The organism is Saezia sanguinis (genome assembly GCF_963921665.1).
Taxonomy (GTDB): domain Bacteria; phylum Pseudomonadota; class Gammaproteobacteria; order Burkholderiales; family Burkholderiaceae_C; genus Saezia; species Saezia sanguinis.
In genome coordinates, this window is the sequence record NZ_CAWUGC010000017.1 from 183,275 (window position 1) to 208,222 (window position 24,948).

Consider the following 24,948-nt stretch of genomic DNA (forward strand, 5'->3'; position numbering starts at 1 on the left):
TCAAGCCAGCTTGCGGATTTCAACCAGATTGGTATGCTGCGGATTGCCCTTGGCCAAAGGCGATGGGCGATGCGTTGTCAGCACATTGATACTGCCTGCACGGTCAATCTTCCTGCCATCCGGCGCGTACCAGGCACCTTCGCCCAATGCCACCACACCGGGCATGATACGCGGCGTAACTTTCACATTGATTTGCGTTTCTCCCCGGTCGTTAAAAATGCGAACCATATCGCCATTTTTAATACCGCGCGGTTTTGCATCAACCGGATTTATCCACACCTCCTGCCGTGCAGCCGCTTTCAGCAGCTCCACATTGCCATAGGTCGAGTGTGTTCTGGCCTTGAAGTGAAAGCCTGTCAGTTGCAGTGGATATTTTTCCCGCAACGGGCTGTCCCAACCTTCAAAAGTAGGCACATAAACAGGCAGCGGATGAATCACATCCCCCTCAGGCAGTTCCCATGTTTTGGCCATTTCAGCCAGACGTGGCGAATACAGTTCAATCTTGCCTGATGGTGTTCCCAGCGGATTGGCCTGCGGATCATCGCGAAATGCTTTGTGCGCAATGAAGTGTCCATTTGGATCTTTACGTTTGTAAATACCCATTTCACGGAACTCTTCATAGGTCGGCAATTGCGGATCCTGTTCACGCGACTGTGCATACAGATACCGCAGCCACTCTTCTTCGGTGCGTCCTTCGGTGAATTTGTCCTCAATTCCCAGACGGGCGGCCAATTCGCTCATCATCTGGTACAGCGTTTTGCATTCCATTGGTGGCTTAACCGCCTGCTGCGCAAAAATGGCAAAACTCATATTCCCTGCGGAGTCGGCCAGACAGAAGTCCGCCTGTTCTGCCGTCACCGTATCAGGCAGCAGGATATCTGCACACATGGCGCTGGACGTCATATGATTATCGATGACAACAATCATTTCACACTTGCTTTCATCCTGAAGAATTTCCAGCGTTTTATTGATGTCCGAATGCTGGTTCAAGGTTGAGTTGCCCGCGTAATTCCACAGGAACTTGATCGGCGCTTTGAGCCGGTCTGTACCGCGCACGCCGTCCTTGGTTGCCGTCATCTCCGGGCCACGGACAATCGCATCCGTCCACAGGAAAAATGAAATGGAATCTTTGACCGGATTGGTCAACGTCGGAAAACGCACAAACGGCAATGAGTAAGTTCCCTCACGCCCACCGGAGTTGCCACCGCTGATACCCACATTGCCTGTCAGACTGGCCAGCAGTGCAACAGCACGTGCAGACATCTCTCCGTTGGCGTGGCGCTGCGGCCCCCACCCTTGCACGATATAGCAGGGTTTTGCCATGCCGATTTCGCGTGCCAGCTTGATGATCCGGTCCACCGGAATACCCGTGATACCAGATGCCCATTGCGGCGTTTTGGCAATGCCATCAGGCCCATCACCCAGCACGTAGGCTTTGTAATGCCCATTGCTCGGCTCGCCTGGCGGCAAGGTTTTTTCATCGTACCCGATACAGTATTTATCCAGAAATGCCTGATCGACCATATTTTCAGTGATCAGCACGTGAGCCAGCCCTGCAACCAGGGCAGCATCCGTCCCGGGGCGAATCGGTATCCACTCGTCCTCACGCCCGCCGGCCGTATCGGTATAACGCGGATCAATGATGATCATGCGGGCATTGGAACGGGCCCGCGCCTCGGCCAGGTAATACACCACCCCGCCGCCGCTCATGCGGGTTTCAGCCGGGTTGTTGCCAAACATCACCAGCAGTTTGGTATTGGCAATATCCGATGGGCTGTTGCCCACACTGCTGCCATATGTGAAGCTCAGCCCGGTGGTAATCTGCGCGGTACTGTAGGTGTTATAGTGGTTCAAATAACCACCGTAGCAGTTCATTAAACGGGTCACCAGTGACGCATTCTGCGGCCACGAGCGCGCCAGCGTGCCTCCCAGTGTACCTGTAGCGTATTGCAGGTAGACAGATTCATTGCCATACTGTTCAACAATGCGTTTCAGGTTGGAAGCAATCGCATCCAGAGCCTCATCCCAGGTAATGCGCTGGAACTTCCCTTCGCCCCTTTTCCCGACCCGCTTCATGGGATACATCAGCCGATCCGGATTGTATACACGCTGACGCATTGAGCGGCCACGCAAACAGGCACGCACCTGATGCTCGCCATAAACATCATGGCCGGTATTATCGGTGTCCACCCACTTGATCTTGTCATCCACAACATGCATACGCAATGCGCAGCGGCTGCCACAGTTCACCGTACATGCGCTCCAGAATACTTTTTCTGCCGCTGAGCCCGCAGCAACAGACTCCGGTGCTGCCCAGACATATGGCGCAAACAACCCGCCACTGGCAGAAATCAGACTGCCTCCGGTCAGTTGCAGAAAATGCCTTCGGTCAAAACCTTGCGGGTCATTTGTCGCAGAACATTGATCTATGCTGGTGGTAACTTCACCAGGTGCTGGTTCTTGAATCTTCATGACGCTTAAACCTCATCGTGATGTTATTCAGCGGTTTAAACAAGAAAATACAAGACTTTAAATATCAATTGCAAGTTGCACTTGCACCTCATTTATTTTCCTGAATGAACCGTTTTTCTTTTTCCGGATAAGGTTCATTGTTAATGAAAAACCAAATTATCAGTTGATAAAAATCAACCTAATATTTTTCTCGAACAGTATGGTTTTCAATTTAAACTGATGCTTATTGCTATCATCAAAAAATAAAAGCCTGAATATAAATCAATACAATGAAAAAATGGATCAGAAATATTTCTGATCCATTTTTTAAACACGTACCAAGCTGGCAATAAAAACAGGCCGATTTTATTGCAGGGGCAGTAAGTCCCGTTTTTTTAAATCTTTTTTCATCAGCATCGGATAAACCCAATTCACCATCAGTGAAAATGTAATCAGTGCCATGAATAAAAACAACACCCACACCACCAAAAGGCCGCCCATGAATGTCAGCACACTGCCGCCAATCCATAGAATCAGCACAAACAAAAGGAGTACGCATACCGGAATTGCAATGCCCGGAACCGATTTTTGTGCACGCTTGAATACCGCTTCCTGCTCATCCTTGGGCAGATGATGCAAAAAAGCATACCGGCTTAAAAAATCAGAAGCTTCTTCTTCACTCACATCCATACTCCTGAAACCGGCTTATCCTTGCGCCCGCTTTTGTAATATTTCCAGTGCAGGCAATACCTTGCCTTCAAGCATTTCCAGAAATGCACCGCCACCGGTTGAAATATAACCCACTTTTTTCTCAATGCCATACTTGGCAATCGCCGCCAGTGTATCACCGCCGCCGGCAATCGTGAATGCAGGCGTCTGTGCAATCGCCTGCGCCAGCTTTTGTGTGCCATGGCTGAATGCTTCAAATTCAAAAACACCGACCGGGCCATTCCAGACCACGGTTCCGGCTTTGGCAATGATATCTGCCAGATGCTGCGCCGTTTTCGGGCCAATATCGAGAATCATGTCGTCAGCCACCACATCCTGAGCCGCCTTGACCTCGCCCGGATCATCGGCGCTGAACGACTTGGCTGTGACCACATCCACAGGAATTGGCACCTCTGCCGAACGCGCCGCCATTTTATCCATCACGGCCTGTGCTTCTTTCACCAGATCCGGCTCTGCCAGAGACTGACCGATGGGCAACCCGGCAGCCAGCATGAATGTGTTGGCAATGCCGCCCCCCACAATCAGACCATCCACCTTATCGGCCAGGCTTTCCAGAATCGTGAGTTTGGTGGAAACCTTGGAGCCAGCCACAATGGCCACCAGCGGCCGTTTCGGATTACTGATCGCTTTGCTGATGGCGTCAACCTCAGCCGCCAGCAGCGGCCCGGCACAGGCCACAGGAGCAAACTGCGCCATGCCATACGTTGTAGCTTCCGCACGATGCGCAGTACCGAATGCATCATTCACATAGATATCTGCCAGCGCCGCTATTTTTCTGGAGAGCGCCTCGTCATTCTTTTTCTCACCCACATTACAACGGCAATTTTCCAGCAGCACCACTTCCCCTGCGGCAACTTCTACGCCGTCCACCCAGTTCTGCACCAGGCGCACCGGCAGCCCCAAAAGTTCGCTCATCCGTTTGGCCACAGGCGCCAGTGTATCTTTGGGCCCAACTTCACCCGGCGTCGGGCGTCCCAGGTGCGACGTTACCATGACCGCAGCACCGGCATCCAGCGCCATCTGAATTGCCGGCAGCGACGCGCGTATGCGCGTATCTTCGGTAATCTGATGCTGTTCATCCAGCGGCACATTCAAATCGGCACGAATAAAAACGCGGCGGCCTTTGGCCTGACCCTGCGCAACAATGTCGGAAAAACGAAGTATTTGCATGATGGAAATATCTGTCAGTTCATCGTGAAGTTATAAAGCAGATGGCACCCTTGACAGATTCACCTCGCAGATATTGGTGAAAATATCAGAGTACCTTAGATACGCTGCATTTTATTGACAGGTCTGTTCTTTCTGCGTGTGCAGTGCTCATACCCCGTTAAATTACTCAAAAGAGTTACAAGTACACACAAATACACCCGCATACGCTGTCGAATGCAACCACCCGTCTTACTTCACCACCCCAACCCCACATGCAACGGCAGATAAACCGCCATGCCTGCAATGATGGTACCCAGCATGCCCCGCCGCCACAAGTACCAGGCCAGCGCCGCCAGCACCGCATAAATACGCGCATCCTGCAGTGTATGGATCAGCCCGTGCCCGTCGGGGGACAGCAAAATGGCCGGTCCGATAGATGCCGTCAGCGCAGCCAGTGGTGCATAACGCAAGCCGCGCGTCACCCACTCCGGCATCTGCCACGGATGGCTGCTGATAAAAAAGAATGAACGGGTCACGACGGTGACCACGGTCAGCCCGATAATCACCAGGATCATCTGCGTTTCACTCATCATGGTTCACGGCCCTCGCTCTTTTGCTTTGCGTCAGCAGCCTGTCGTACGCGGAGCCGCTCACGTGCGCCCCGCACATAATCTGCTTTTTCGGCAATCAGTGCTGCCACCACTGCGGTAATGATCGCCACCACAATGTTAAGATCAAACGGAAACACATCGCGTGCAAACACCACCACCAGTGCTGCCACCACCATGGTGAACCACGTGATCCAGCCGCTGAGCATGGTGAACGTTACAGCCAGAATCGCCAACACCGCTGCAAACTGAATCCCCCAGCCCTCCGGAATCATGTTGCCCAGCACAATCCCCACCAAAGCTGCGCCCTGCCAGATTGCCCAGTTCACCCCGACATTCCCCCAGAAATAAGGCATCTGGTCTTCACGCCAGTCCGTTTTGGGAAAACGCCGCATGAACAGCACATACGTCAAGTCACCACACAGGTACCCAGCCAGCCACCGCTGCCACCAGGCATAGCGCACAAAATAAGGCCGCCATTGCAGGCTGAAAATGACAAAACGCAGATTCACGCAAAACCCGGCCAGCAGCACAATCCAGATCGGTGCGCCGGTAATCATCAAAGGCAGTGCTGCCAGTTGAGCACTGCCGGCATACACCAGCACGCTCATCCATATGGCCAGATCAACCGGCATACCGGCTTTGACCATGGCCATGCCTGTTACCAGTCCCCAGGCACCAAAGCCCGGTGCCAGCGAAAACATGTCCCGAATCCCCTGCATGAAAGCCGGGTGCGACAGCATGTTGCGCGAAAAAAAAGCCCGTTTGGGCTCTTCGGGAACGGTTAACGGTGGGGTGTCATCCATGATGGATACGATTGTCGCCAAAACAGCATGCATTTGCATGACTAGGGTTAACGTCAGTCATCAAATTGGGGTTTACGCAACACGCATCCATAAAAAAACGCTGCCATTTGGCATGACAGCGTTTTTGGCCGGCAACTTCACATATGCACGTACTTACCGGAATGCCGGGGGCTGCCCGACGCCTTGCTGCGCCATTTGCTGCAAGCGCTCAATGCGGTTGGCCGTATTCGGATGTGTCGAAAACAGGCTATCGCGCTTGCTGGACGACAGCGGATTGATGATCATCATCTGGCCGGTAGTCGGGTTCAGCTCCGCAGCTTCCATTGGGATGCCGCGTGCATAGCTGTCAATTTTTTGCAGCGCCGAGGCCAGCGCCAGCGGGTCGCCGGAAATCTCTGCACCACCTTTGTCCGCTGCATACTCACGTGTGCGCGAAATCGTCATCTGAATCAAACCTGCCGCCATCGGTGCCAAAATAGCCACCGCCAGCGTCACAATCGGGTTACCCGAATTGCCGTTGCTGCCACGGCCACCGCCAAAAATCAGCGCAAAATTTGCGAGCGCTGAAATAGCGCCTGCCATGGTAGCACTGATGGTGGAGATCAGAATATCCCGGTGCATCACGTGTGCCAGCTCATGCGCCATTACGCCGCGCAACTCACGCTCGGTCAGCACCCGCATGATGCCGGTTGTGGCAGCTACGGCTGCATGCTGCGGGTTGCGCCCGGTTGCAAAAGCATTGGGCTGGTCTTCGTTGATCACATACACCTTGGGCATGGGCAACCCGGCCCGCTGCGTCAGCTCATGCACAATGCGGTACAACTGCGGTGCACTGACCGCATCCACCTGTTGCGCTTTGTACATTTTCAGTACCAGTTTGTCCGAAAACCAGTAGCTGAAAAAATTCATTGCTACGGCAAACAGCAGCGCAATGACCATGCCCTGCTGGCCTCCCAGTAGATTACCCAGCCCGACAAATAAGGCTGTAATTGCAGCCATCAAAATTGCGGTTTTTGTAATATTTCCCATTCTGTGAATTTGGTCCTTTCAGTGATTCCAAGCTCTTTGCGAAAGCTCCTGCTTACATGGTTTATATGACACTTTTTCTACAAGTTCGTTCCACAAGGCCTATCTATGGGCAGCATGATTTATTTCAATCACAGCAATAGATCGCCAGCAACCATTGGCACCGACTGTAAAAACGCATGCGCAGGCTGCCGCTTTCCACCCGGACGTTGCAGCATGCTCACAGCCAAAATGCCATCCCCGGTCAGGATATGAATGCCTTTTTCATCTATTTTAAGCACCTGGCCCGGCTGGCCAGCCTTGTCCGCTTCATTTGCGGAAAGAGCCTGTGCCTGCCATAGCTTAATAAGGTGTTCACCGCACTGTGCGGCAGCGCCAGGAAAAGGATCAAACGCACGGATACGCCGCTCGATCACCGCTGCCGGCTCCTTCCAGTCAATACGGCTTTCTGCCTTGTCGATTTTGTGGGCATAACACACCCCTTGCTCCGGCTGCGGCTGCGGTTGCAACGCTCCCTGCTGCAGTTGCGCAAGCACCTGCACAACCAGTTGACCGCCTAACGCAGCCAGTTCATCATGCAACGTGGCAGTGGTGTCTGTTGACTTGATATCTACAGCCCCGCAGACCAGCATGGCGCCAGTGTCCAGCCCGGCATCCATCTGCATAATGGTCACACCGGTTTGCGCGTCTCCGGCCTCAATGGCGCGGTGAATCGGTGCGGCACCGCGCCAGCGTGGCAATAATGAGGCATGGATATTCAGGCAGCCGAATTTCGGCAACTCCAGCACCCATTGCGGCAAAATCAGCCCATAAGCCGCAACGACCATGACATCAGGCTGCAATGCCTGCAAAGCGGCTTTTGTTTGCTGCGCCTGCTCGGCATAGCGCCCGTCCAGTTTCAGGCCAGCAGGTTGCAGCACATCGATCTGATGTGCTTGCGCATACTGTTTGACTGCAGAAGGCTGCAGCTTCATGCCGCGGCCTGCCGGGCGGTCCGGCTGGGTCAAAACCAACGGCACGTCATACCCGGCATCCACCACCGCCTGTAAGCCGACTCGGGCAAATTCCGGTGTTCCGGCATAAACGATTCGCAGCCTGCCAGCGCCCATTATCCATTTCCTTTTATTCAATAAAAATCAGCGGCGCCAGGTATCCCTGTCCATGCTGAAATCAATGCCTGCCTCAGCCCGGCGCACGCGGCCATTTTCATCAAAATAAATGTAATAAAACATGTATTTGATATCCCACCAGCGGTAATTCCAGATGTCGCCCTTCCAACTGGCAACATGGTCGACCAGTGCCGGCGGGCCGAACTCACGCAAAACGTCTTCACGCCCCCAACTGCCATCGATCGGAATCTGCATAAAGTATTTATTTTGCAACGCCTGGTAAACCTGCGTGACCTGACCCGCCTGGTCCAGATCAATCATCCAGGCATAACGTCCCCAGGGCTGCCCAGAATACTGCAGGCGAACGCCGCCTTCCGGCAATAAAACGCGCGCTGTGGGCTGCCCCCAACCGGACAACACCTGCTGCTCTGACTGCCCCACCCATTTCTCAGGAGAGCCCCACATATTGCAACCTGCCAACAAAAAAGCGGCTGCCAGCAGCGAGAAAACCCAATAGCTTAGCCGGAATATGTATGATTTTCGCAACATGGTCGTTCCTTCCCAATTCAGAAGTTATCGCTTTAATGATTATCAGGATGCTACATCAGCCCTGCACTGAAATGAGAAAACGACCCCCTAGCGTTGTTTACCTTGTTCCCGTGCCCGCTTGAGCAACTTGGTGCGGATACGGTTGCGCTTGAGTGTGGACAGGTATTCCACAAAAACATGGCCATCCAGGTGATCAATCTCGTGCTGCAGGCATACTGCCAGCAGACCATCGGCCTCTACGCGAAAAGACTTGCCCTGCTTATCCAGCGCTTCTACGGCCACCCAGTCCCAGCGTTCCACGTCGTCGTAGATGTCTGGCACAGAAAGACAGCCTTCTTCATGTAAAATCAATGTGTTACTGTGCTCAACAATCTGCGGGTTAATCAGCACCAGCGGTTCATCACGTGTCTGTGATACATCCACCACAATCACCCGTTCCTGGACATTCACCTGTATAGCGGCCAGGCCAACACCATTGGCATCGTACATGGTCTCTAACATGTCGTCAGCCAGTTGCGCAATACGCTCATCCACCTGTAATACAGGTTCGGCGATTTTGTTTAAACGCGCATCAGGATAACAAAGAATTTCTAGCTTCATAAAAACCTATTTTTGTTGTCATTTTGACATCACTTGTCATAATTGGCGATGCCTTATTGCGATTTCAAGGGTTTACAGGCACAATCAGAATCTGTAACTAGGCGAAAACACTATAAAATACTCCCTGTGGGATGGAGGATTGGGATATTTCTTTTGATATTCCAGTCATGGTAAAAGGAAGAGAGCGATTTTATGAAATCAGACCAATTAAGCAAAAAGCTGCGTCTTCTGGTGCTGGCAGCGGCTATGACGACCTCTGTAGCCTCCTTCGGGCAAGCGGCTGCAGGTAGCGACCAGTGGCATATTACCGCATCACAAAGTGCAGCCGCAACGTTGGCAGCACAAAACGGCGTTCACGTATCAGAATTGCGTGAAGACGCTCCTGCTACCTACCAGATCAAACAGGGCGATACCCTGTGGAGTATTTCAGGCTTTTTCCTGAAAGATCCCTGGAAATGGCCTGCATTGTGGGGCATGAACCAGTCCCAGATCCGCAATCCGAACCGCATTTATCCGGGGCAAATGCTGTACCTGAACCGTCAGGGCGATAGAGCAACCCTGCAAATCGCTACGGCTGTAGGCAGCAGCGGTAATACCCGTGCCAACAGCGCAGCCAGTGGAGCCATCCCAACGGTGCGGCTGTCTCCTGGTGTCCGCTCTGAAGCGTTAGATGACAATGCCGTGCCCGTATTGCCGCCGGAAGCGGTGATTCCATTCTTGGAGCATGGCGTCATTGTTTCCCGTGATGAGTTTGAAAATTCACCGCGGGTTGTCGCTACGCAGGAACGCCGCCTGATTCTGACCGCAGGCGATAAAGTCTACACCCGTGGTGGAACCATCAACCCTGCCGAACAAAAAATTTACCTGGCTTACACCACCCCTGAAGCGGTGCGTGACCCTGAAACCAAGGATGTTCTGGGCTTCCAGGCGACCTATCTGGGGAAACTGCAGTACGTTCGCGCAGGCTCTGAAGGTCGTGCCGGCTCTTATGATCCGACAGAAGTCCCTGCAACATTCGTCATTACAGAAACCAAACAGGAAATCCGGGTGGGAGACCGCCTGACCCCTGCCAGCAACCAGCAGGAACTGCTGACAGACTATGTGCCAAGTGCAGCTCCGGCAGGCATGGAAGGCCGTGTTGTCAGCCTGTATGGCGGCAATGCGTTCCGCCATGGCTCGCTTTATCAGATTGTTCTGTTGGGCCGTGGTCACCTGGATGGCCTGGAGCGCGGTAACGTTGTAGCCTTATGGCGTACCGGCGTTGAAGTGCGTGACCGTACCATGCCTGAGCAACAGCGTTTTGTGACCCCCTGGTCTGAAAATGACCGCCTTTCACAGCGCCAAAGCAACATGATGACACTTCCGGACGAACGCTATGGTCTGGCTATGGTTTTCAAAACATACGACCATTTGTCGTACGCCATTATTATGCAGGTCACCGACAGTGTTGAACCTGGTGACAAATTCACAACGCCTTAACGCATTGAATTAAGGGCGGGTTTACCCGCCCTTAATTTTAGAAAAAATGCCTAAGACAGCGCATGAAGATCTTATCCCATGGTTACGGCTGCTGCTTACATCAGGCATTGGTCCCCAGGCTGCCCGCAAGCTGCTTGCAGCATTTGGCAGCACGCAAGCAATCTTTCAGCAAAGCATATCTTCCTTAGGGCAGATCGTTTCTGCCAGACAGGCTCAGGCCCTGGCCCACGCGCCTGAAGGCTTTGAACAGGCATCGCAAGCCCTGGCATCCTGGCTGAATGCCAGCGCAACACACCATGTGCTGACATTTGAGCATCCCACATACCCCAAAGCACTGCTTGAGATTCCTGATCCCCCCTTCATGCTGTATGCCAGCGGGCAACTTGAATTGCTGTGCCAGCCAGCCCTGGCCATTGTCGGCAGCCGTAACCCCACCCCTCAGGGAGAAGAAACAGCTCGTGATTTTGCCCGCACTTTCAGCCAGCATGGCATCACGGTTGTCTCCGGTTTGGCACAAGGCATCGATGGGATATCCCAGGCAGCAGCACTGGATGCATCCGGTAGCACCATTGCGGTGCTGGGCACTGGTATTGACCGTGTTTATCCGGCCAGCCACCATGCGCTGGCACACCAGATTGCACAGCATGGACTGCTGCTCAGCGATTATCCTTTAGGCACCCCTCCAATAGCGGCCAACTTCCCTAAGCGCAATCGCATCATTGCAGGGCTGTCAGCCGGGGTTCTGGTCGTAGAAGCCACCTTGCGCTCGGGCTCACTGATCACGGCCAAACTGGCGGCAGACATGGGCAAAGATGTCTTTGCTATCCCGGGCAGCATCCACAGCCCTCAGGCCAAAGGGTGCCACTGGCTGATCAGGCAAGGAGCCAAACTGGTTGAAACGGCGCAGGATATTCTTGAAGAATTGCATTTTCCGGCCTTACCCTCCATAACAAAACCGGCATCTGATCCCATTAGCGCATCTGAAGCAGCCATGACACCTGATAACAAAAATGTTGTGTTACACGCCATCGGTGAAGGCCCGACCAGTTTTGATGCCATCGCTGCCCGCACAGGCATGAATACAGCGACTTTGCAAGCAGAGCTTCTGACGCTGGAACTCAATCAGCAAATTGCACGCTTACCGGGCGGTTTTTTTCAGCGCCTGCATTTAGCCTGAAACTCTGCGGGTCTTCATTTTTTTCTTCCAGCTTTGACTGCGAATCCGCTATAGTGGGTAGCATGTTTGATGTACTGATTTATTTATACGAAACTTACTGGCGCCCTGAAACCTGCCCCAGTGCTGAGCAGTTGTCACAACAACTCAGCGATGCAGGCTTTGAGCGCAACGATATTCATGCTGCTTTAAACTGGCTAAACGGCCTTAAGTCAGCGGCACACAGCAATCCGCAAGTTGCCGGACATGACAGCACACGCATCTACTCAGAAGCAGAAATAGCGCATCTGGGACCGGAAGGGATTGCCTTTTTGAATTTTCTTTCATCTGTGCAGGCATTAACCCCGCATATGCGTGAACTGGTCATTGACCGTGTGCAATCCATACCCTTTGCGCCTGTAGAGTTACATCTGATCAAAATCTGCGTTTTGATGGTCTACTGGACTGTCGGCTACGAGCCTGATGCACTCATCCTGGATGAGTTGATCCATCCGCTGCAACACCACATGCTGCATTGATATGGCCTGCTCCTACGGCAAACAAGTACCAAAGAGCAAACCACAATCCTTATAAAGGCATCAACACATCAGACCACAGCACCTGCGTTTGGATCGTGTGGATCATGCTTCCCTTTGCCATCTTTGATAAAGTCCTCGCGCTTCACACCAAACCACATCACCAGTGCAGCGGCCACAAACACAGAAGAATAGATACCAAACAGAATCCCGATCGTCAGCGCCAGAGCAAAGTAATGCAGTGTTGGCCCGCCCAAGAAAAACATGCACAACACCACCGCTTCGGTAGAACCGTGGGTAATGATGGTACGGCTCATGGTACTGGTGATCGCATGGTTGATCACCTCTGCGGTATTGAGCTTGCGGTAACGCCGGAACGCTTCGCGCACACGGTCAAAAATCACCACCGTTTCGTTTACCGAATACCCCAGCACCGCCAGCACCGCGGCCAATACAGAAAGTGAAAACTCCCACTGGAAAAAGGCAAAGAACCCGAGAATGATCACCACGTCGTGCAAATTGGCGAGAATACCGGCCACACCAAATTTCCACTCAAAGCGAAATGCCAGATAAATGATCACCCCGGCAACCACCAGCCCCAAGGCCAGCAGCCCCTTGTGTACCAGCTCATTACCGACCTGAGGCCCGATAAACTCCACTTTTCTCAATACCACATCAGGCGTTACCTGTCGCAGCGCCTCCATGGTCAAGTCACTTTGCTCCTGCGAAGTAACGCCTTGGCGCAAAGGCAGGCGGATCATCACATCATTGGCAGAACCAAACGTCTGTATCAGAATATCATCGCCATACCCCAACCGGCTGACGGTCTGACGTACGCTTGTCAGATCTGCCGGCTCGCTGTAATGCACTTCCAGCACCGTGCCGCCGGTAAACTCCACCGACAAATGCAGCCCGCGGGTCACCAGAAAAAATACCGCCGCCACAAACACCAATACAGAAATCACGTTCAAAATGAACGCATATTTCATGAATGGGATGTCTTTTTTAATTCGAAAGAATTCCATAATTTACTCCCACTCAATCCTGCTGAGGTTTCCAGATCTGACCAATCGCCAGGGACTTCAGCTTGCGACGCTGTCCGTACCACAAATTCACCAGGCCACGTGAAACAAAAACCGAGGTAAACAGCGAGGTCAGAATCCCCAGACAATGCACCACGGCAAAACCGCGAATCGGGCCTGCATCACACGTCAGCAACGCCAGGCCTGCAATCAGTGATGTGATGTTGGAGTCCAGAATGGTTCCCCAGGCGTGCTCATACCCCGCATTGATAGCCATTTGCGGTGTCGCCCCTGCCCGCAGTTCCTCTCGGATACGCTCATTGATCAGCACATTGGCGTCAATAGCCATGCCCAGTGCCAGTGCCATTGCCGCGATACCAGGCAATGTCAGCGTAGCCTGCAGCAACGACATGACAGACACCAATAACAGCAGATTAATTGCCATGGAAATGGTCGAAAACACGCCAAACAGCATGTAATAAAGGCACATGAAAACCGCCACAATGGCAAACCCGTAAATCACGCTGTTCACGCCCCGGGCGATATTCTCTTCACCCAGGCTGGGCCCAATGGTGCGCTCTTCAATGATCTCCATCGGAGCGGCCAATGACCCCGAGCGCAGCAGCAGTGCAATACTTTGCGCTTCTTTGATCGTCATGGAGCCTGAAATCTGCACGCGCCCACCGGGAATCGGCTCATTGATCGATGGCGCTGTAACAACTTCGCCACGCCCTTGCTCAAACAGCACAATCGCCATGCGTTTGCCACGATTCTCACGCGTCAGGTCATAAAAAATACGTGACCCCTGAGTGTCAAGATTCAGGAAAACCGCAGGGATCTGGGTATCCTGGGTTCTGCCAGGCTGCGCATCGTTGAGGTTTTCCCCTGTCAGTAAAACCTCACGACGTAAAATGAGCGGCCGCCCTTCTCTATCAGTAAACCGCTCGGAGCCTAAAGGCACAGGCCCCTGCCCGTTCAAAGCCGCCATCGCCTGCGGGCTTTCATCCACCATGCGAATCTGCAATGTCGCGGTACGGCCCAAAATTTCTTTGGCTTCGGTCGTATCCTCCACACCGGGCAATTGCACCACAATACGGTCTGCGCCCTGTTGCTGAATCAAAGGCTCAGCAACCCCCAGCGCATTGATCCGGTTATGCAGCGTATTGATATTTTGTTGCAGCGCCAGCGCTTCAATTCGCTGAACAGCCTGTGGCAATAAAGTCACCTGCAACTGGTAAGCGCCGTTGGAAGTGTTTTCTGTTACCTGCGCATCTTCAGAGCGGATTTCTTTCTCTGCTGCAGCCAGTGCCTGTTCGTTTGCGAAAACGATATCAATCACCAGCCCATTGCGGGTAACCGATTCATAAGGTACGCTTTTATTGCGCAAATCTGTACGGATATTGTTAGCCAGCGACTCCAGACGATTGGCCAGAGCCGTTTTCATATCCACCTGCAGCAGAAAGTGCACGCCGCCCCGCAAATCCAGCCCCAGGTTCACCGGCTTGGCGCCAATGGCTTTTAGCCACGCGGGCGTCAATGATTCAGTATTGATTGCTACGGCAAAAACACGGTTTGTCGCATCAGGATTCAGCCCGCGGATCAACACATCGCGCGCACGCGCCTGATCTTCTTTGCTGCTGAAACGGATATTGATCCTGGGTTGGCCGGCCTGCTCGGCCAGTACATCACTGTTGGTTGGCTCAATACCGGCTTGTCGCAGAAAATTTTGAATCCGTTGCACGGCTTCAGCATTGACCTCTTCAGACTTGATCGCCGAGACCTGAACCACAGGCGCCTCACCAAACACCCCCCGAAGAAGGGTAGGAGACGCATACAACACCCCGCAAACCACCGCAACAACGATGATCACGTATTTCCATAAGGCATAACGGTTCATGACAAACCTTTCAATAACTGTGCCGCTGAATTTTTCATCTCTTGACCACGCACAAATAGCATTATTATTTCACTTCCACACTTGTTAGCCCATTATTTTTCAATGGCACGCAGACTTCCTGCTCGACTGCCAACGAATTGGCTTTGCGCGTTACTGTACATATTTGTTCAATTTTCATGGGAACAAGCATGCTTTGCCGCAAATCCCGCACCATATTTTTTGCCTCTGACACCGATACGCCGCTAATCTGGAGTTTTCCCTCACGGATCACCCCATGCACCCGCGGTGCAGAAATGACTTTTTGCGTATCTGGCGTCACCAGCACCATCGCCAGCCGTCGGCCCATATGATCTTGCGTTATCTGGCCGAACCGCTGCGCGCCCTCTGGCGTGAGCTCTATCATGACTGCAGGCTGGTCATTGTATGCGCTGTATTCAAAATCAACTTGCTGCAGGTGCTCTTGCGACAGCAACACGCTGGTATCCAGTATCAATGGCAATTCACTGCCATCCACATTAACAAGCTCCTGACCATCAGGCAAGGCAGTCCCTCCAGATACAACCTGATAGGCATCAATGTCACTGACAGGCCTGATCTGAAACAGCACCTGCTCGCTCAGTAACAATTCCAGTTTTTGACCCGCTGCCGCATCTGGCAGCGCTGCAATGATCTGACCAGGATGCCCCTGCACCATCAAGCGCCAGGCATGTTGTGAGCAGCCCAGCATCTGGCATAACAGCTCCGCCTGTTTTTGCGAAAAGGCATCGCACGCTTCACGTGCATCCACCTCTTGACATAAAGGGGACTCTGACTGGAGTACGTAATAGACACTGCCGCGCCAACGCTCCAACCCTTCGGGCAAAGCTTGCGCAGCAGCATTGAAAATGCCGGTCAGCAGCAACAGTGATAAACCAATTTTAGCCACCAGCAACCGATGGATAAACTGAAAATTAATTACGAACACTGTGCCTTCCACCTTACCCATCGAGCAGGCTTGAACTTATCCGCTTCAAAAGGAAAACACCTTTTTTGAACAGCAAACACTGTTTACTTGATAGTGCCTTTAGGCAACACCTGAGCAACGGCACCACGCTGAACCTGGATTTCAACGCCATCAGCAATTTCAATGGTGATGATCGAATCAGACAGCTTGGTCACCCGACCATAGATCCCACCTGCTGCAATCACTTCGTCCCCCTTGCCCAGAGCTTCGACCATCTGCCGGTGTTCTTTCTGGCGTTTCATTTGCGGGCGCATCAGTAAAAAATACAGCACCACAAACATGAGGATCAAAGGCAGCATGGACATCAGGGGAGAAGCCCCTTGAGCAGCACCTTCAGCAGCTTGCGCATAAGCATCCGTAATAAACACAGTATTGCACTCCTATAAAGGTAGATATTGTATTGAAAAATGAATGTATTAACTCAACTTGTGCGATTCCCCGGTACAACGTCGGGAACTCTCCCGCTGCCTGCTTAAATTTTAAGCGCCGATTGGGAAGTTATCCACAACATCATACAAATCACTTAAATCATTTACTGTGCCAGCATGTTTTCGCTGCACCCTGCCTCAATACGCTGTAATTTTTCTATCTTTACAAAGAAGCTCAGAAATACGCTGCCGTTTCTCCCATCATCCATACGCCAATAACATGCACAAGCGCAAAACTACAAAATTAAAACCAATCAGCATGACAGTCATTTTATTTAATTCAAAGTTGAATTGAATCTGTTTTCTTTATATTCTGAATTAATTTATAATAGAATCCAGTTTGCAATTAACCATAGGAGTTTTATATTATGGAGTCCCTCGAAAACCTGCTACAAAAACAAAAAGAACTATCTGCCAAAATTGACGCCGTACGTCATCAGCAAAAAAAAGAAGGACTTGCACAAATTGTGGCACTGGTCGAACAGTATCAGTTCAGCCCAGATGAAGTCATGGCTGCATTAGGCAAACGCAAAGCGGGCCCAAAAAAAGGCATGACTGTTGCCCCTAAATACCGCAACCCGGCTACCGGAGCCACCTGGACAGGCCGAGGTAAACCTCCAACCTGGATTGCCGGCAAGAATCGTGACCAGTTTTTAATTCGTTAACCCGGCTTTTCCCAAATAAAAGGATCTTAAATGATCCTTTTATTTTCATTTTAAATAATGCTTAACGGCTATAAATTCGCCGTTATTGTCATTTATTTAATTAAATTCCCCTCAAACTCCACTTAAACCAATTTGAAACTGCTGTGAATTTATGGCTTGGATTCCGGCATCTGAATCATTCATGCGCATATCCCTTAACCTATACCAAGGCATGTAAAATGTGATTCGTGCAGCAATACCGATAGCACACAGTCGTCATGCACTGGCTGTGTCGCCTGAATTTAGGCACAATAGATCCTTTCCAGGTACATCTGCAGATGTGCCAGATGATTATTCCTTTCACACAGCGCCAAGTACGCTGTGTCTTAAATGTTAATACCTCAATATGTTGCAAGCCAAACAGGAACTTTTGCTCCTTCTTCAAGAACAGATCGCTGCTCTAGCACCAGAATCATCCCATAGCCTGACTTTTGAAACGCCCAAACAGGCGCAAATGGGTGACCTGGCCTGCACGATTGCAATGCAGTTGTCCAAGCCGTTGCGCAAAAATCCGCGTGAAATTGCACAGCAACTGGTTGATGCACTGAACGCCTCGGCAGTTGTCCATCAATGGGTGGAGAGCATTGACATTGCAGGCCCCGGTTTCATCAATATCAAACTCAAACCCCAGGCCAAGCAGCAAATCGTTTCAGACATTTTGAATACCAAAGAACAATTTGGTCACAATGACAGTGCGCACGGCAACCGGGTTATTGTTGAATTCGTTTCAGCCAACCCGACCGGCCCTCTGCATGTGGGACACGGCCGCCAGGCCGCTTTGGGGGATGCTTTATGCAATCTGCTGGAAACACAGGGCTGGCAGGTTACACGCGAGTTTTACTATAACGATGCCGGCGTACAGATCCACAACCTGACCATTTCCGTGCAGGCCCGCGCACAGGGCCTGGTGCCAGGAGGCGCAGGCTGGCCGGAAAACGCCTATAACGGTGAATACATTGCCGACATTGCCAAAGACTTTCTGGCACAAGAAACCGTTACAGCAGATGACCGTCACTTTACGGCCAGCGGCAATGTCAATGATCTGGAGTCTATCCGCCAGTTTGCCGTTGCTTATCTGCGCCATGAGCAGGACCAGGATTTAACAGCATTCCAGGTCCGGTTTGATAACTATTACCTGGAGTCCAGTCTTTACAGCAGTGGCCGCGTTGACGATACCGTCAAAAAACTGGTGGCTTCCGGCCACACTTACGAAAAAGACGGTGCCATGTGGCTGCAAACCACCGACTTTGGCGATGACAAAGACCGCGTCATGCGCAAGCAGGACGGCAGCTATACCTATTTTCTGCCCGATGTGGCTTATCACATTGCCAAGTGGGAGCGCGGCTTTACCAAAGCCATCAATATCCAGGGTTCAGACCACCACGGGACCATTGCCCGTGTCCGTGCCGGCCTGCAAGCCGTCGGCATGCATATTCCCAAGGACTACCCTGACTATATTCTGCACAAAATGGTTACCGTGATGCGTGACGGGCAGGAAGTTAAAATCTCCAAACGCGCAGGCAGTTACGTGACCTTACGCGACCTGATCGAATGGACCAGCAAGGATGCCGTGCGTTTTTTCCTGATCAGCCGCAAAGCAGACACCGAGTTTGTTTTTGACATTGACCTGGCATTAAAACAAAACGATGAAAACCCGGTATTTTATGTACAGTATGCACATGCACGCATCTGCTCCATTGTGCGTGAAGCACAGAAACAAGGGCATGACACCTCTGCTTTGGCTGGCGCAGACCTCAGCAGGCTCACCGCCCCCACGGAGCTGACACTGATGACCAGGCTGGCCCAATATCCGGATATGATCGCCGAAGCAGCGCACACGCTGGCACCGCACGATGTTGCATTTTATTTACGCGATCTTTCCAGTGCCTTCCACAGTTACTATGATGCCGAACGCGTACTGGTCCAGGACGCCAATCTGGTTTTGGCCCGTCTGGCATTATTGAGCGCCACACGCCAGGTACTGGCAAATGGCCTGGCCTTGCTGGGCGTTGGTGCGCCAGAATCAATGAGTCGCAACGATGTAGTATCATAAGGGCAATCTTTACTATGCAATCAACTTCTATCATGATTCAACAGCGCGGACTTTCACTGATCGGCTTTATTCTCGGGCTGGTACTGGGCCTGATTATTGCGGCAGGCGTGGCGTTTTACATCACCAAAACGCCGGTCCCCTTTGCCGACCGCTATTCTCAGCAGGAGCCGCTCCAGGTACCGAGTGACTGGAATCCGAACCGTTCTTTGCAGCCCCAAGGCGGGCCTGCCGCGCCCGAGCAGCAGACACCCCCGCCACTGCCTGAGACAGCAACAACGCCAACAGACAGCGTGATCCCGGCCCCTGCCACCACAGATGACCCGGTTGCCATTGCTGCGCTGGGTGGTGCCATGCCTTCAGGCAACGAACGCGTCGCGCCATCAACAACCGTAGCGCCAGAAGGCCGGCCTAATACCCCGCCCCCCGAAGCCAACATGCAGTTTTATGTGCAGGCAGGCGCTTTTGCCTCCCCAACCGAAGCCGAACAACAACGTGCCCGGTTGGCTTTGCTGGGCAACCAGGCTGTCATCAGCCAGGTAACCGCAGCAGGCAGAACGATTCACCGTGTACGCCTTGGCCCTTACTCCACCCGGGAAGCCGCCAGCATTGCACAGCGTAATCTGGCCAGCAACAACATTGATGCCGCCATCGTACTGGTACAGCAGTAACAAATCACTGCCACCATATGAACTAATGTGAACTGCCTATACTCCAAAGGTCATTCGCAGATAAGAGATAGGAAAACAACGATCATGCAACGCAGACATTTTTCAAAAGGGCTCGTCGCCGGAGTTTCAGTAATAACAGCCGGGCTAATGAGCCCACTGGCTCAAGCAAGCGAAGTCGCTCTGCAGGAGAATAAGAATTTCTGGCTGGTTAAGCCCGCTTTGCCCAACGATGCACCGGCTGGCAAAGTACAGGTCATTGAATTTTTCGCCTACAGCTGTAACCACTGTTTTGCTTTTGAATCCATCTTCAACGCCTGGGCTGCCAAAGCACCGGCAGATGCCTACATTCAGCGCGTTCCCGTATCATTCCGCTCCATAGTGGAACCCCATGCCCGTATTTATTACACGCTGGAAGCGCTCGACCGGCTGGATCTGCACGACACCGTGTTTGAAGAGGTTCAGGTAAAGAAAAATTATCTGATTGAACCTAAACCGATCCGCGCGTTTTTTGCGGCTCATGGCATCAATGCCGACGAAGCCATGAAAGTCTATGAATCTTTTGGTGTGCAATCCAAGGTTCAGCGTGCCAATCAACTGGTGGAAGCCTACGGCATTGAAGGAACTCCGGCCATCGGCGTTGGGGGACAGTATTGGACCATTGGCGCCTCTCAAGAGGCACTGCGTGTCGCTGAAACATTGATCGCCCGTGTTAAAGCCTCTATGGGCAGCTAATACCTTTTTCTGGTTTTACCATAGAAAATGCCGCTCAACGCGATACGCTTTGGCGGCTTTTTTATTGGTCCTGCCTTTCCGGGTTGTCATATTCTCTTTCTTTACACTGTTTTTGACTATTTCATCCAAGCCGATAGAAAACCTCCTGCTCTCTGCTGGATGATTACCGCTCCCCTGTAGAATCAAGTAAGATAGGGGTTGTTTAATGCAATTTTCATGCCGGACATAATTATGCAGACTGTTTTCTCACGGTTTTTCATATATGCAGCCAAGCAGATACCTGTTATCACGCTGTTATGCCTGATGTCCTTTTCCTCCTGGGCCGCCAATGATGATGCCAAACAGCCCATCCACATTGAGGCGGACCGCATGCAATACGACAATGCCAATAAAGTCAGCCGCTTTTTCGGTAATGTGGTTGCTTCGCAGGGGTCACTGACCATACGCGCCGCACAAATGGATGTCCGCCAGGTGGCATCAGGGCACCAGCTCGGCGTTGCCATTGGCTCGGCCCAGCACAGAGCCTATTTCAGGCAAAACCGTGACAACACCAATGAATATATCGAAGGCGAAGCCATCCGCCTGGAATATGACAGCCGTACCACCACATTGAAGCTCGTTGGCGATGCGACCATTCGGCGTTACCGGGGTACCGAGCTCTGGGACCAGTCTTCCGGCGGGGTCATTACCTATAACGACACCACCAGCTTTTTCACCGTGGAAAGCGGTCCCAACAGCAGCTCTGCCAGTGGCCGCATGACCATGGTCTTAACCCCTGAGCCAAACGATTAACCCGCCCGAAGGATTGGACATGAGTTTGGTTGCAACCAAAACCACATCTTCCACATCAACCCCAGACACCGCTTCCCAAGTGGCGAAGGCAAAACTCGACGCGACAGGGCTGAAAAAAACCTACGGTGCCCGCACCGTGGTGCAAGACGTTTCAATCGCTGTGGAATCAGGCGAGGTTGTGGGCCTGTTAGGCCCCAATGGCGCAGGCAAGACCACCTCGTTTTACATGATTGTCGGTCTGGTACGTGCAGATGCCGGGAAAATCATGATCAACGACCGGGACATCACCCGCATGCCGATCCATGAGCGCTCCCGCATGGGGTTATCCTACCTGCCGCAGGAAGCGTCTATTTTCCGCAAACTCAGTGTCTCGGAAAATATCCGCGCGGTGCTCGAACTGCAACTGGATGCCGACGGGCAAAGCCTTTCACGCAAACGCATTGATGAAGAGTTGGACCGCCTGATGCAAGACCTCCACGTTGACCGGCTGCGTGACTCCCCCGCCCTGGCACTGTCCGGTGGTGAACGGCGACGCGTGGAGATTGCGCGGGCACTCGCCACCTACCCCCATTTCATTTTGCTGGATGAACCCTTTGCGGGGATTGATCCGATTGCCGTCATTGAAATCCAGCGCATCATTGGTTTTTTAAAAGCACGCGGCATCGGCGTGCTGATTACCGATCATAACGTAAGGGAAACATTGAACATCTGCGATCACGCTTACATTATCAGTGAAGGCAAAGTCCTGACCCAGGGTACATCTGACGAAATCGTCGCCAACCCTGACGTGCGCCGGGTATACCTGGGCGAAAACTTCCGCATGTAGCAAGGTCGTCAAGCACCATGATGAAACCGGGCCTTCAGCTACGCATTTCACAGCACCTTGCGCTTACACCGCAATTGCAGCAGTCGATCCGGCTGTTGCAACTCTCCACGCTGGAATTGCAGCAGGAGGTTGAAAGCATGCTGGAGAGCAATCCTTTTTTAGAAGAGGACGGCCCGGAATCCGGCAATGAATTGCCGCTGGCACCAGCGTCGGCAGATAACATGGCAAGCACCGGTGATTCCTCTGACAGCGCTTCCAGCAGCAATGAACTTTCGGAAATGGACTGGTCACAGCCCCAGGAACTCGACAACCGCTCCAACGGCGACGATGAATGGGACTGGTCAGACAGCCGGGACTGGGGAGACAGCGTTTCCAACAGCAACGCACAGCCAGATGATGAGGAAACCGCCAACGCTTTGGAATGGGCCTCACAAAATGTATCGCTGACAGAACACCTTATGCAGCAGGCCCGCACACTGCATATCAGCGACGAAGACAAAGCTGCGTTGTACATTCTGATCGAATCCCTGGATGAAAACGGCTATCTGGCCGACGATCTGACCGATATCACCGACCAGTTACTCTCTTCACGCCAAAACAACATTGACTACGAGCTTGAACATGAGGATATGCTGGAGCGCCTCACATGCGCGCTGAACTGGCTGCAAACCATGCACCCGGCAGGTGTCGGTGCCCGCAACCTGTCCGAATGCCTGTGCCTGCAGCTTAAACAACTGCCAGACTCATTTCAAAAAGACCTGGCGCTGACCATTTGCACGCAACATCTGGATCTGCTTGCCAAACGAGATCACCGCAAGCTGGCGGCTATCACCGGATTTGATGAAGAAACCATACGCAGTGCCTATCAGCTCATTTTAACGCTGGACCCCAAGCCCGGACGCCAGTTTGCCAGTTCACCAGGAACGGTGCTCATCCCGGATGTGATTATCAAAAAATCGGGCAACCAATGGAAGGCCACGCTCAATCCGGACATCATGCCCAAAATCCGTGTCAATGATATCTATGCCCAGGCGTTGCGTGGACATAAAGGCAACGATGGCGCCCAGGCCTTGAACCAGCGCCTTCAGGAAGCCCGCTGGTTTATCAAAAACATTCAACAGCGTTTTGAAACCATTCTGCGTGTTTCTCAGGCAGTAGTGAACCGGCAAAGAAATTTCTTCACCCATGGCGAAATTGCCATGCGTCCACTGGTGTTACGCGAAATTGCCGACGAACTGGGGCTGCACGAATCAACCATTTCTCGCGTCACAACCGCCAAATACATGCTGACGCCATTTGGCATTTTTGAACTCAAGTTTTTCTTTGGCTCATCCCTGTCTACCGAGACCGGCGGCAACGCATCCAGTACTGCCGTACGTGCGCTGATCAAACAACTGGTCACCGAGGAAGACTCGCAAAAGCCGCTGTCTGACAACGATATTTCAAAAATGCTCGCTGAGCAGGGCATACAGGTTGCACGCCGCACTGTCGCCAAATACCGCGAAGGGCTGAAAATTGCCCCCGCCAATCTGCGCAAAGCCGTGTAAATGGTGCTGTTTGATCTGTTTTAACAGAAAACAGTTTTCCACCTACTATACACATCTTGCTGCCAACATCAGCGGGCCGCGCGGGTATGTTTTTGCATCACCATATGCTTGCCCCCTTCCAACACCAGCACCACAATTGCGGCCCATATCAGAATATAGGTGGGCCATTCACGCAAGTGAATTGATTCCCCCAGCAACAACGAAACCGCCACCAGCAATATCGGTTCCAGATAGCCCAGCAGACCAAACAGACTGAATGGCAGCAATTTATTGGCTACCACATAAAAAGCCCATGCCGTCGTGCTTAACACCCCCAGAAACGGAATCAGAATATACAGCGCAGGCTTTTGCGCCAGCACCTCCCATGACAGAGCGCCATGCATGACAAACCAGACAGATAAGGGCAGCATCAATGCAATTTCATACCACAACCCGCCCATGTGGTTCACATCGAAACGGCGCCGCATAAAAAAATACAAAGGGAAACCCAGTGCAACCACCAGCGTTTCCCACGCCATGCCGCCAACATAAAAAAACTCATTGACCACTCCGACGGCTGCCAGCAAAGTTGCCAGCTTCTTCAGCCAGGAAAGCGGCTCGCCATACACAAAGTAGCCTACCAGTACCATCACCAGAGGCATCAGAAAATAACCTAACGAGACCTGCAAGGCGCGATCATTCATCGGCGCCCACATGAACAGCCAGAATTGAATGCCCAGTAAAAACGAATTCAGAACCAGCACCCCGGCAAAAGCCGGCGTTTTTTTCACCCGCTGCCACACCTGCTTCACCAGAGTCCACTCTTTACCGGCAACCGCAAATAACGTCACCATGGGCAGCGTGAACAATATTCTCCACCCCATCACTTCCTGCCCGCTCAGCGGCTGCAGCAAAGAGGCATAGTAATAGAGCCCGCCAAACAGTGCAGAAGCCAGAATCGAGAAAAAAATACCTTTAGAACTTGTTCACGATCTTTTAAGTAGTAGCGTAAGGAAAGCCATAAGGACAAACTGTAAGCTGGTGTTGAGCTTGCGTTCACAGTTTTTCCATAGTCTGCGGTTTTTCTCCAACCATGCAAAGC

Annotated in this window: 24 protein-coding genes and 1 pseudogene; 10 read left to right on the top strand and 15 right to left on the bottom strand. The window is 52.2% G+C overall.

Annotated elements, in window-relative coordinates; genetic code table 11:
- The 9 genes from AACY98_RS12565 to def all read right to left on the bottom strand — a co-directional run bounded on the left by AACY98_RS12565 (window position 1) and on the right by def (window position 9,027).
- Window positions 1–2,472, bottom strand: a complete 2,472-nt coding sequence (locus tag AACY98_RS12565) for a DmsA/YnfE/YnfF family dimethyl sulfoxide reductase (RefSeq protein WP_339805499.1) — start codon at window positions 2,470–2,472, stop codon at window positions 1–3.
- 345 nt (window positions 2,473–2,817) lie between these two features.
- Window positions 2,818–3,135: a hypothetical protein gene (locus AACY98_RS12570; protein ID WP_339805501.1), complete on the bottom strand. Its 318-nt coding sequence runs from the start codon at window positions 3,133–3,135 to the stop codon at window positions 2,818–2,820.
- A 21-nt stretch (window positions 3,136–3,156) separates the two neighbouring features.
- Window positions 3,157–4,350, bottom strand: coding sequence for a phosphoglycerate kinase (locus AACY98_RS12575; protein ID WP_339805503.1), 1,194 nt, complete (start codon window positions 4,348–4,350; stop codon window positions 3,157–3,159).
- Between the two features lie 233 nt (window positions 4,351–4,583).
- Window positions 4,584–4,922, bottom strand: coding sequence for an AzlD domain-containing protein (locus AACY98_RS12580; protein WP_423817569.1), 339 nt, complete (start codon window positions 4,920–4,922; stop codon window positions 4,584–4,586).
- Complete coding sequence (locus tag AACY98_RS12585; protein ID WP_339805505.1) at window positions 4,919–5,764, bottom strand: AzlC family ABC transporter permease; 846 nt, start codon at window positions 5,762–5,764, stop codon at window positions 4,919–4,921. Before AACY98_RS12585 ends, AACY98_RS12580 begins: the two co-directional genes overlap by 4 nt.
- A 132-nt stretch (window positions 5,765–5,896) precedes the next feature.
- The gene (gene htpX / locus AACY98_RS12590; protein WP_339805507.1) at window positions 5,897–6,772 is read right to left on the bottom strand and encodes a zinc metalloprotease HtpX; all 876 of its coding nucleotides are present in this window, start codon (window positions 6,770–6,772) and stop codon (window positions 5,897–5,899) included.
- Window positions 6,773–6,900: 128 nt separating this feature from the next.
- Window positions 6,901–7,863 carry a methionyl-tRNA formyltransferase gene (gene fmt / locus AACY98_RS12595; RefSeq protein ID WP_339805556.1) on the bottom strand — a complete coding sequence of 321 codons (963 nt, stop codon included), beginning with the start codon at window positions 7,861–7,863 and terminating at the stop codon, window positions 6,901–6,903.
- 42 nt (window positions 7,864–7,905) lie between these two features.
- On the bottom strand, window positions 7,906–8,427 hold the full coding sequence (locus tag AACY98_RS12600) for a hypothetical protein (protein WP_339805509.1): 522 nt from the start codon (window positions 8,425–8,427) through the stop codon (window positions 7,906–7,908).
- 87 nt (window positions 8,428–8,514) lie between these two features.
- Window positions 8,515–9,027, bottom strand: a complete 513-nt coding sequence (gene def / locus AACY98_RS12605; RefSeq protein ID WP_339805511.1) for a peptide deformylase — start codon at window positions 9,025–9,027, stop codon at window positions 8,515–8,517.
- Between the two features lie 192 nt (window positions 9,028–9,219).
- On the opposite strand from def, the gene AACY98_RS12610 reads away from it, so the two are divergent.
- The 3 genes from AACY98_RS12610 to AACY98_RS12620 all read left to right on the top strand — a co-directional run bounded on the left by AACY98_RS12610 (window position 9,220) and on the right by AACY98_RS12620 (window position 12,198).
- Window positions 9,220–10,506: a LysM peptidoglycan-binding domain-containing protein gene (locus AACY98_RS12610; protein WP_339805513.1), complete on the top strand. Its 1,287-nt coding sequence runs from the start codon at window positions 9,220–9,222 to the stop codon at window positions 10,504–10,506.
- Window positions 10,507–10,552: 46 nt separating this feature from the next.
- Window positions 10,553–11,683, top strand: coding sequence for a DNA-processing protein DprA (dprA, locus tag AACY98_RS12615; RefSeq protein ID WP_339805515.1), 1,131 nt, complete (start codon window positions 10,553–10,555; stop codon window positions 11,681–11,683).
- 62 nt (window positions 11,684–11,745) lie between these two features.
- Window positions 11,746–12,198: a DUF494 family protein gene (locus AACY98_RS12620; protein ID WP_339805517.1), complete on the top strand. Its 453-nt coding sequence runs from the start codon at window positions 11,746–11,748 to the stop codon at window positions 12,196–12,198.
- Window positions 12,199–12,266: 68 nt separating this feature from the next.
- On the opposite strand, the gene secF is transcribed toward AACY98_RS12620, so the two are convergent.
- From secF to yajC, 4 genes are all read right to left on the bottom strand, one after another.
- Window positions 12,267–13,220: a protein translocase subunit SecF gene (gene secF, locus AACY98_RS12625; protein WP_339805519.1), complete on the bottom strand. Its 954-nt coding sequence runs from the start codon at window positions 13,218–13,220 to the stop codon at window positions 12,267–12,269.
- 13 nt (window positions 13,221–13,233) lie between these two features.
- Window positions 13,234–15,114, bottom strand: a complete 1,881-nt coding sequence (gene secD / locus AACY98_RS12630; protein ID WP_339805522.1) for a protein translocase subunit SecD — start codon at window positions 15,112–15,114, stop codon at window positions 13,234–13,236.
- A gap of 64 nt (window positions 15,115–15,178) precedes the next feature.
- Window positions 15,179–16,078 (bottom strand): SecDF P1 head subdomain-containing protein, encoded by a 900-nt coding sequence (locus tag AACY98_RS12635; protein WP_339805524.1) that lies wholly within the window; start codon window positions 16,076–16,078, stop codon window positions 15,179–15,181.
- An 83-nt stretch (window positions 16,079–16,161) separates the two neighbouring features.
- Window positions 16,162–16,485, bottom strand: coding sequence for a preprotein translocase subunit YajC (gene yajC, locus AACY98_RS12640; RefSeq protein WP_126978977.1), 324 nt, complete (start codon window positions 16,483–16,485; stop codon window positions 16,162–16,164).
- 428 nt (window positions 16,486–16,913) lie between these two features.
- Here yajC and AACY98_RS12645 point away from each other — a divergent pair, with 428 nt between their 5' ends.
- The 7 genes from AACY98_RS12645 to AACY98_RS12675 all read left to right on the top strand — a co-directional run bounded on the left by AACY98_RS12645 (window position 16,914) and on the right by AACY98_RS12675 (window position 23,867).
- Window positions 16,914–17,210 carry an H-NS histone family protein gene (locus tag AACY98_RS12645; protein ID WP_339805527.1) on the top strand — a complete coding sequence of 99 codons (297 nt, stop codon included), beginning with the start codon at window positions 16,914–16,916 and terminating at the stop codon, window positions 17,208–17,210.
- A gap of 385 nt (window positions 17,211–17,595) precedes the next feature.
- Window positions 17,596–19,302 carry an arginine--tRNA ligase gene (gene argS / locus AACY98_RS12650; protein ID WP_339805529.1) on the top strand — a complete coding sequence of 569 codons (1,707 nt, stop codon included), beginning with the start codon at window positions 17,596–17,598 and terminating at the stop codon, window positions 19,300–19,302.
- Between the two features lie 32 nt (window positions 19,303–19,334).
- Window positions 19,335–19,970, top strand: a complete 636-nt coding sequence (locus tag AACY98_RS12655) for an SPOR domain-containing protein (protein WP_162615259.1) — start codon at window positions 19,335–19,337, stop codon at window positions 19,968–19,970.
- Between the two features lie 147 nt (window positions 19,971–20,117).
- Window positions 20,118–20,702, top strand: coding sequence for a thiol:disulfide interchange protein DsbA/DsbL (locus AACY98_RS12660; protein ID WP_339805532.1), 585 nt, complete (start codon window positions 20,118–20,120; stop codon window positions 20,700–20,702).
- Between the two features lie 303 nt (window positions 20,703–21,005).
- On the top strand, window positions 21,006–21,494 hold the full coding sequence (lptA, locus tag AACY98_RS12665) for a lipopolysaccharide transport periplasmic protein LptA (protein WP_339805535.1): 489 nt from the start codon (window positions 21,006–21,008) through the stop codon (window positions 21,492–21,494).
- Between the two features lie 19 nt (window positions 21,495–21,513).
- The gene (gene lptB / locus AACY98_RS12670; RefSeq protein ID WP_339805537.1) at window positions 21,514–22,320 is read left to right on the top strand and encodes an LPS export ABC transporter ATP-binding protein; all 807 of its coding nucleotides are present in this window, start codon (window positions 21,514–21,516) and stop codon (window positions 22,318–22,320) included.
- Window positions 22,321–22,337: 17 nt separating this feature from the next.
- A complete protein-coding gene (locus AACY98_RS12675) occupies window positions 22,338–23,867 on the top strand; it encodes an RNA polymerase factor sigma-54 (protein ID WP_339805539.1) in 1,530 nt (509 codons plus the stop codon).
- A gap of 68 nt (window positions 23,868–23,935) precedes the next feature.
- On the opposite strand, the gene rarD is transcribed toward AACY98_RS12675, so the two are convergent.
- Window positions 23,936–24,817 carry an EamA family transporter RarD gene (gene rarD / locus AACY98_RS12680; RefSeq protein ID WP_339805558.1) on the bottom strand — a complete coding sequence of 294 codons (882 nt, stop codon included), beginning with the start codon at window positions 24,815–24,817 and terminating at the stop codon, window positions 23,936–23,938.
- Between the two features lie 15 nt (window positions 24,818–24,832).
- Window positions 24,833–24,948: pseudogene (locus AACY98_RS12685) on the bottom strand (IS5/IS1182 family transposase); the annotation flags it as partial.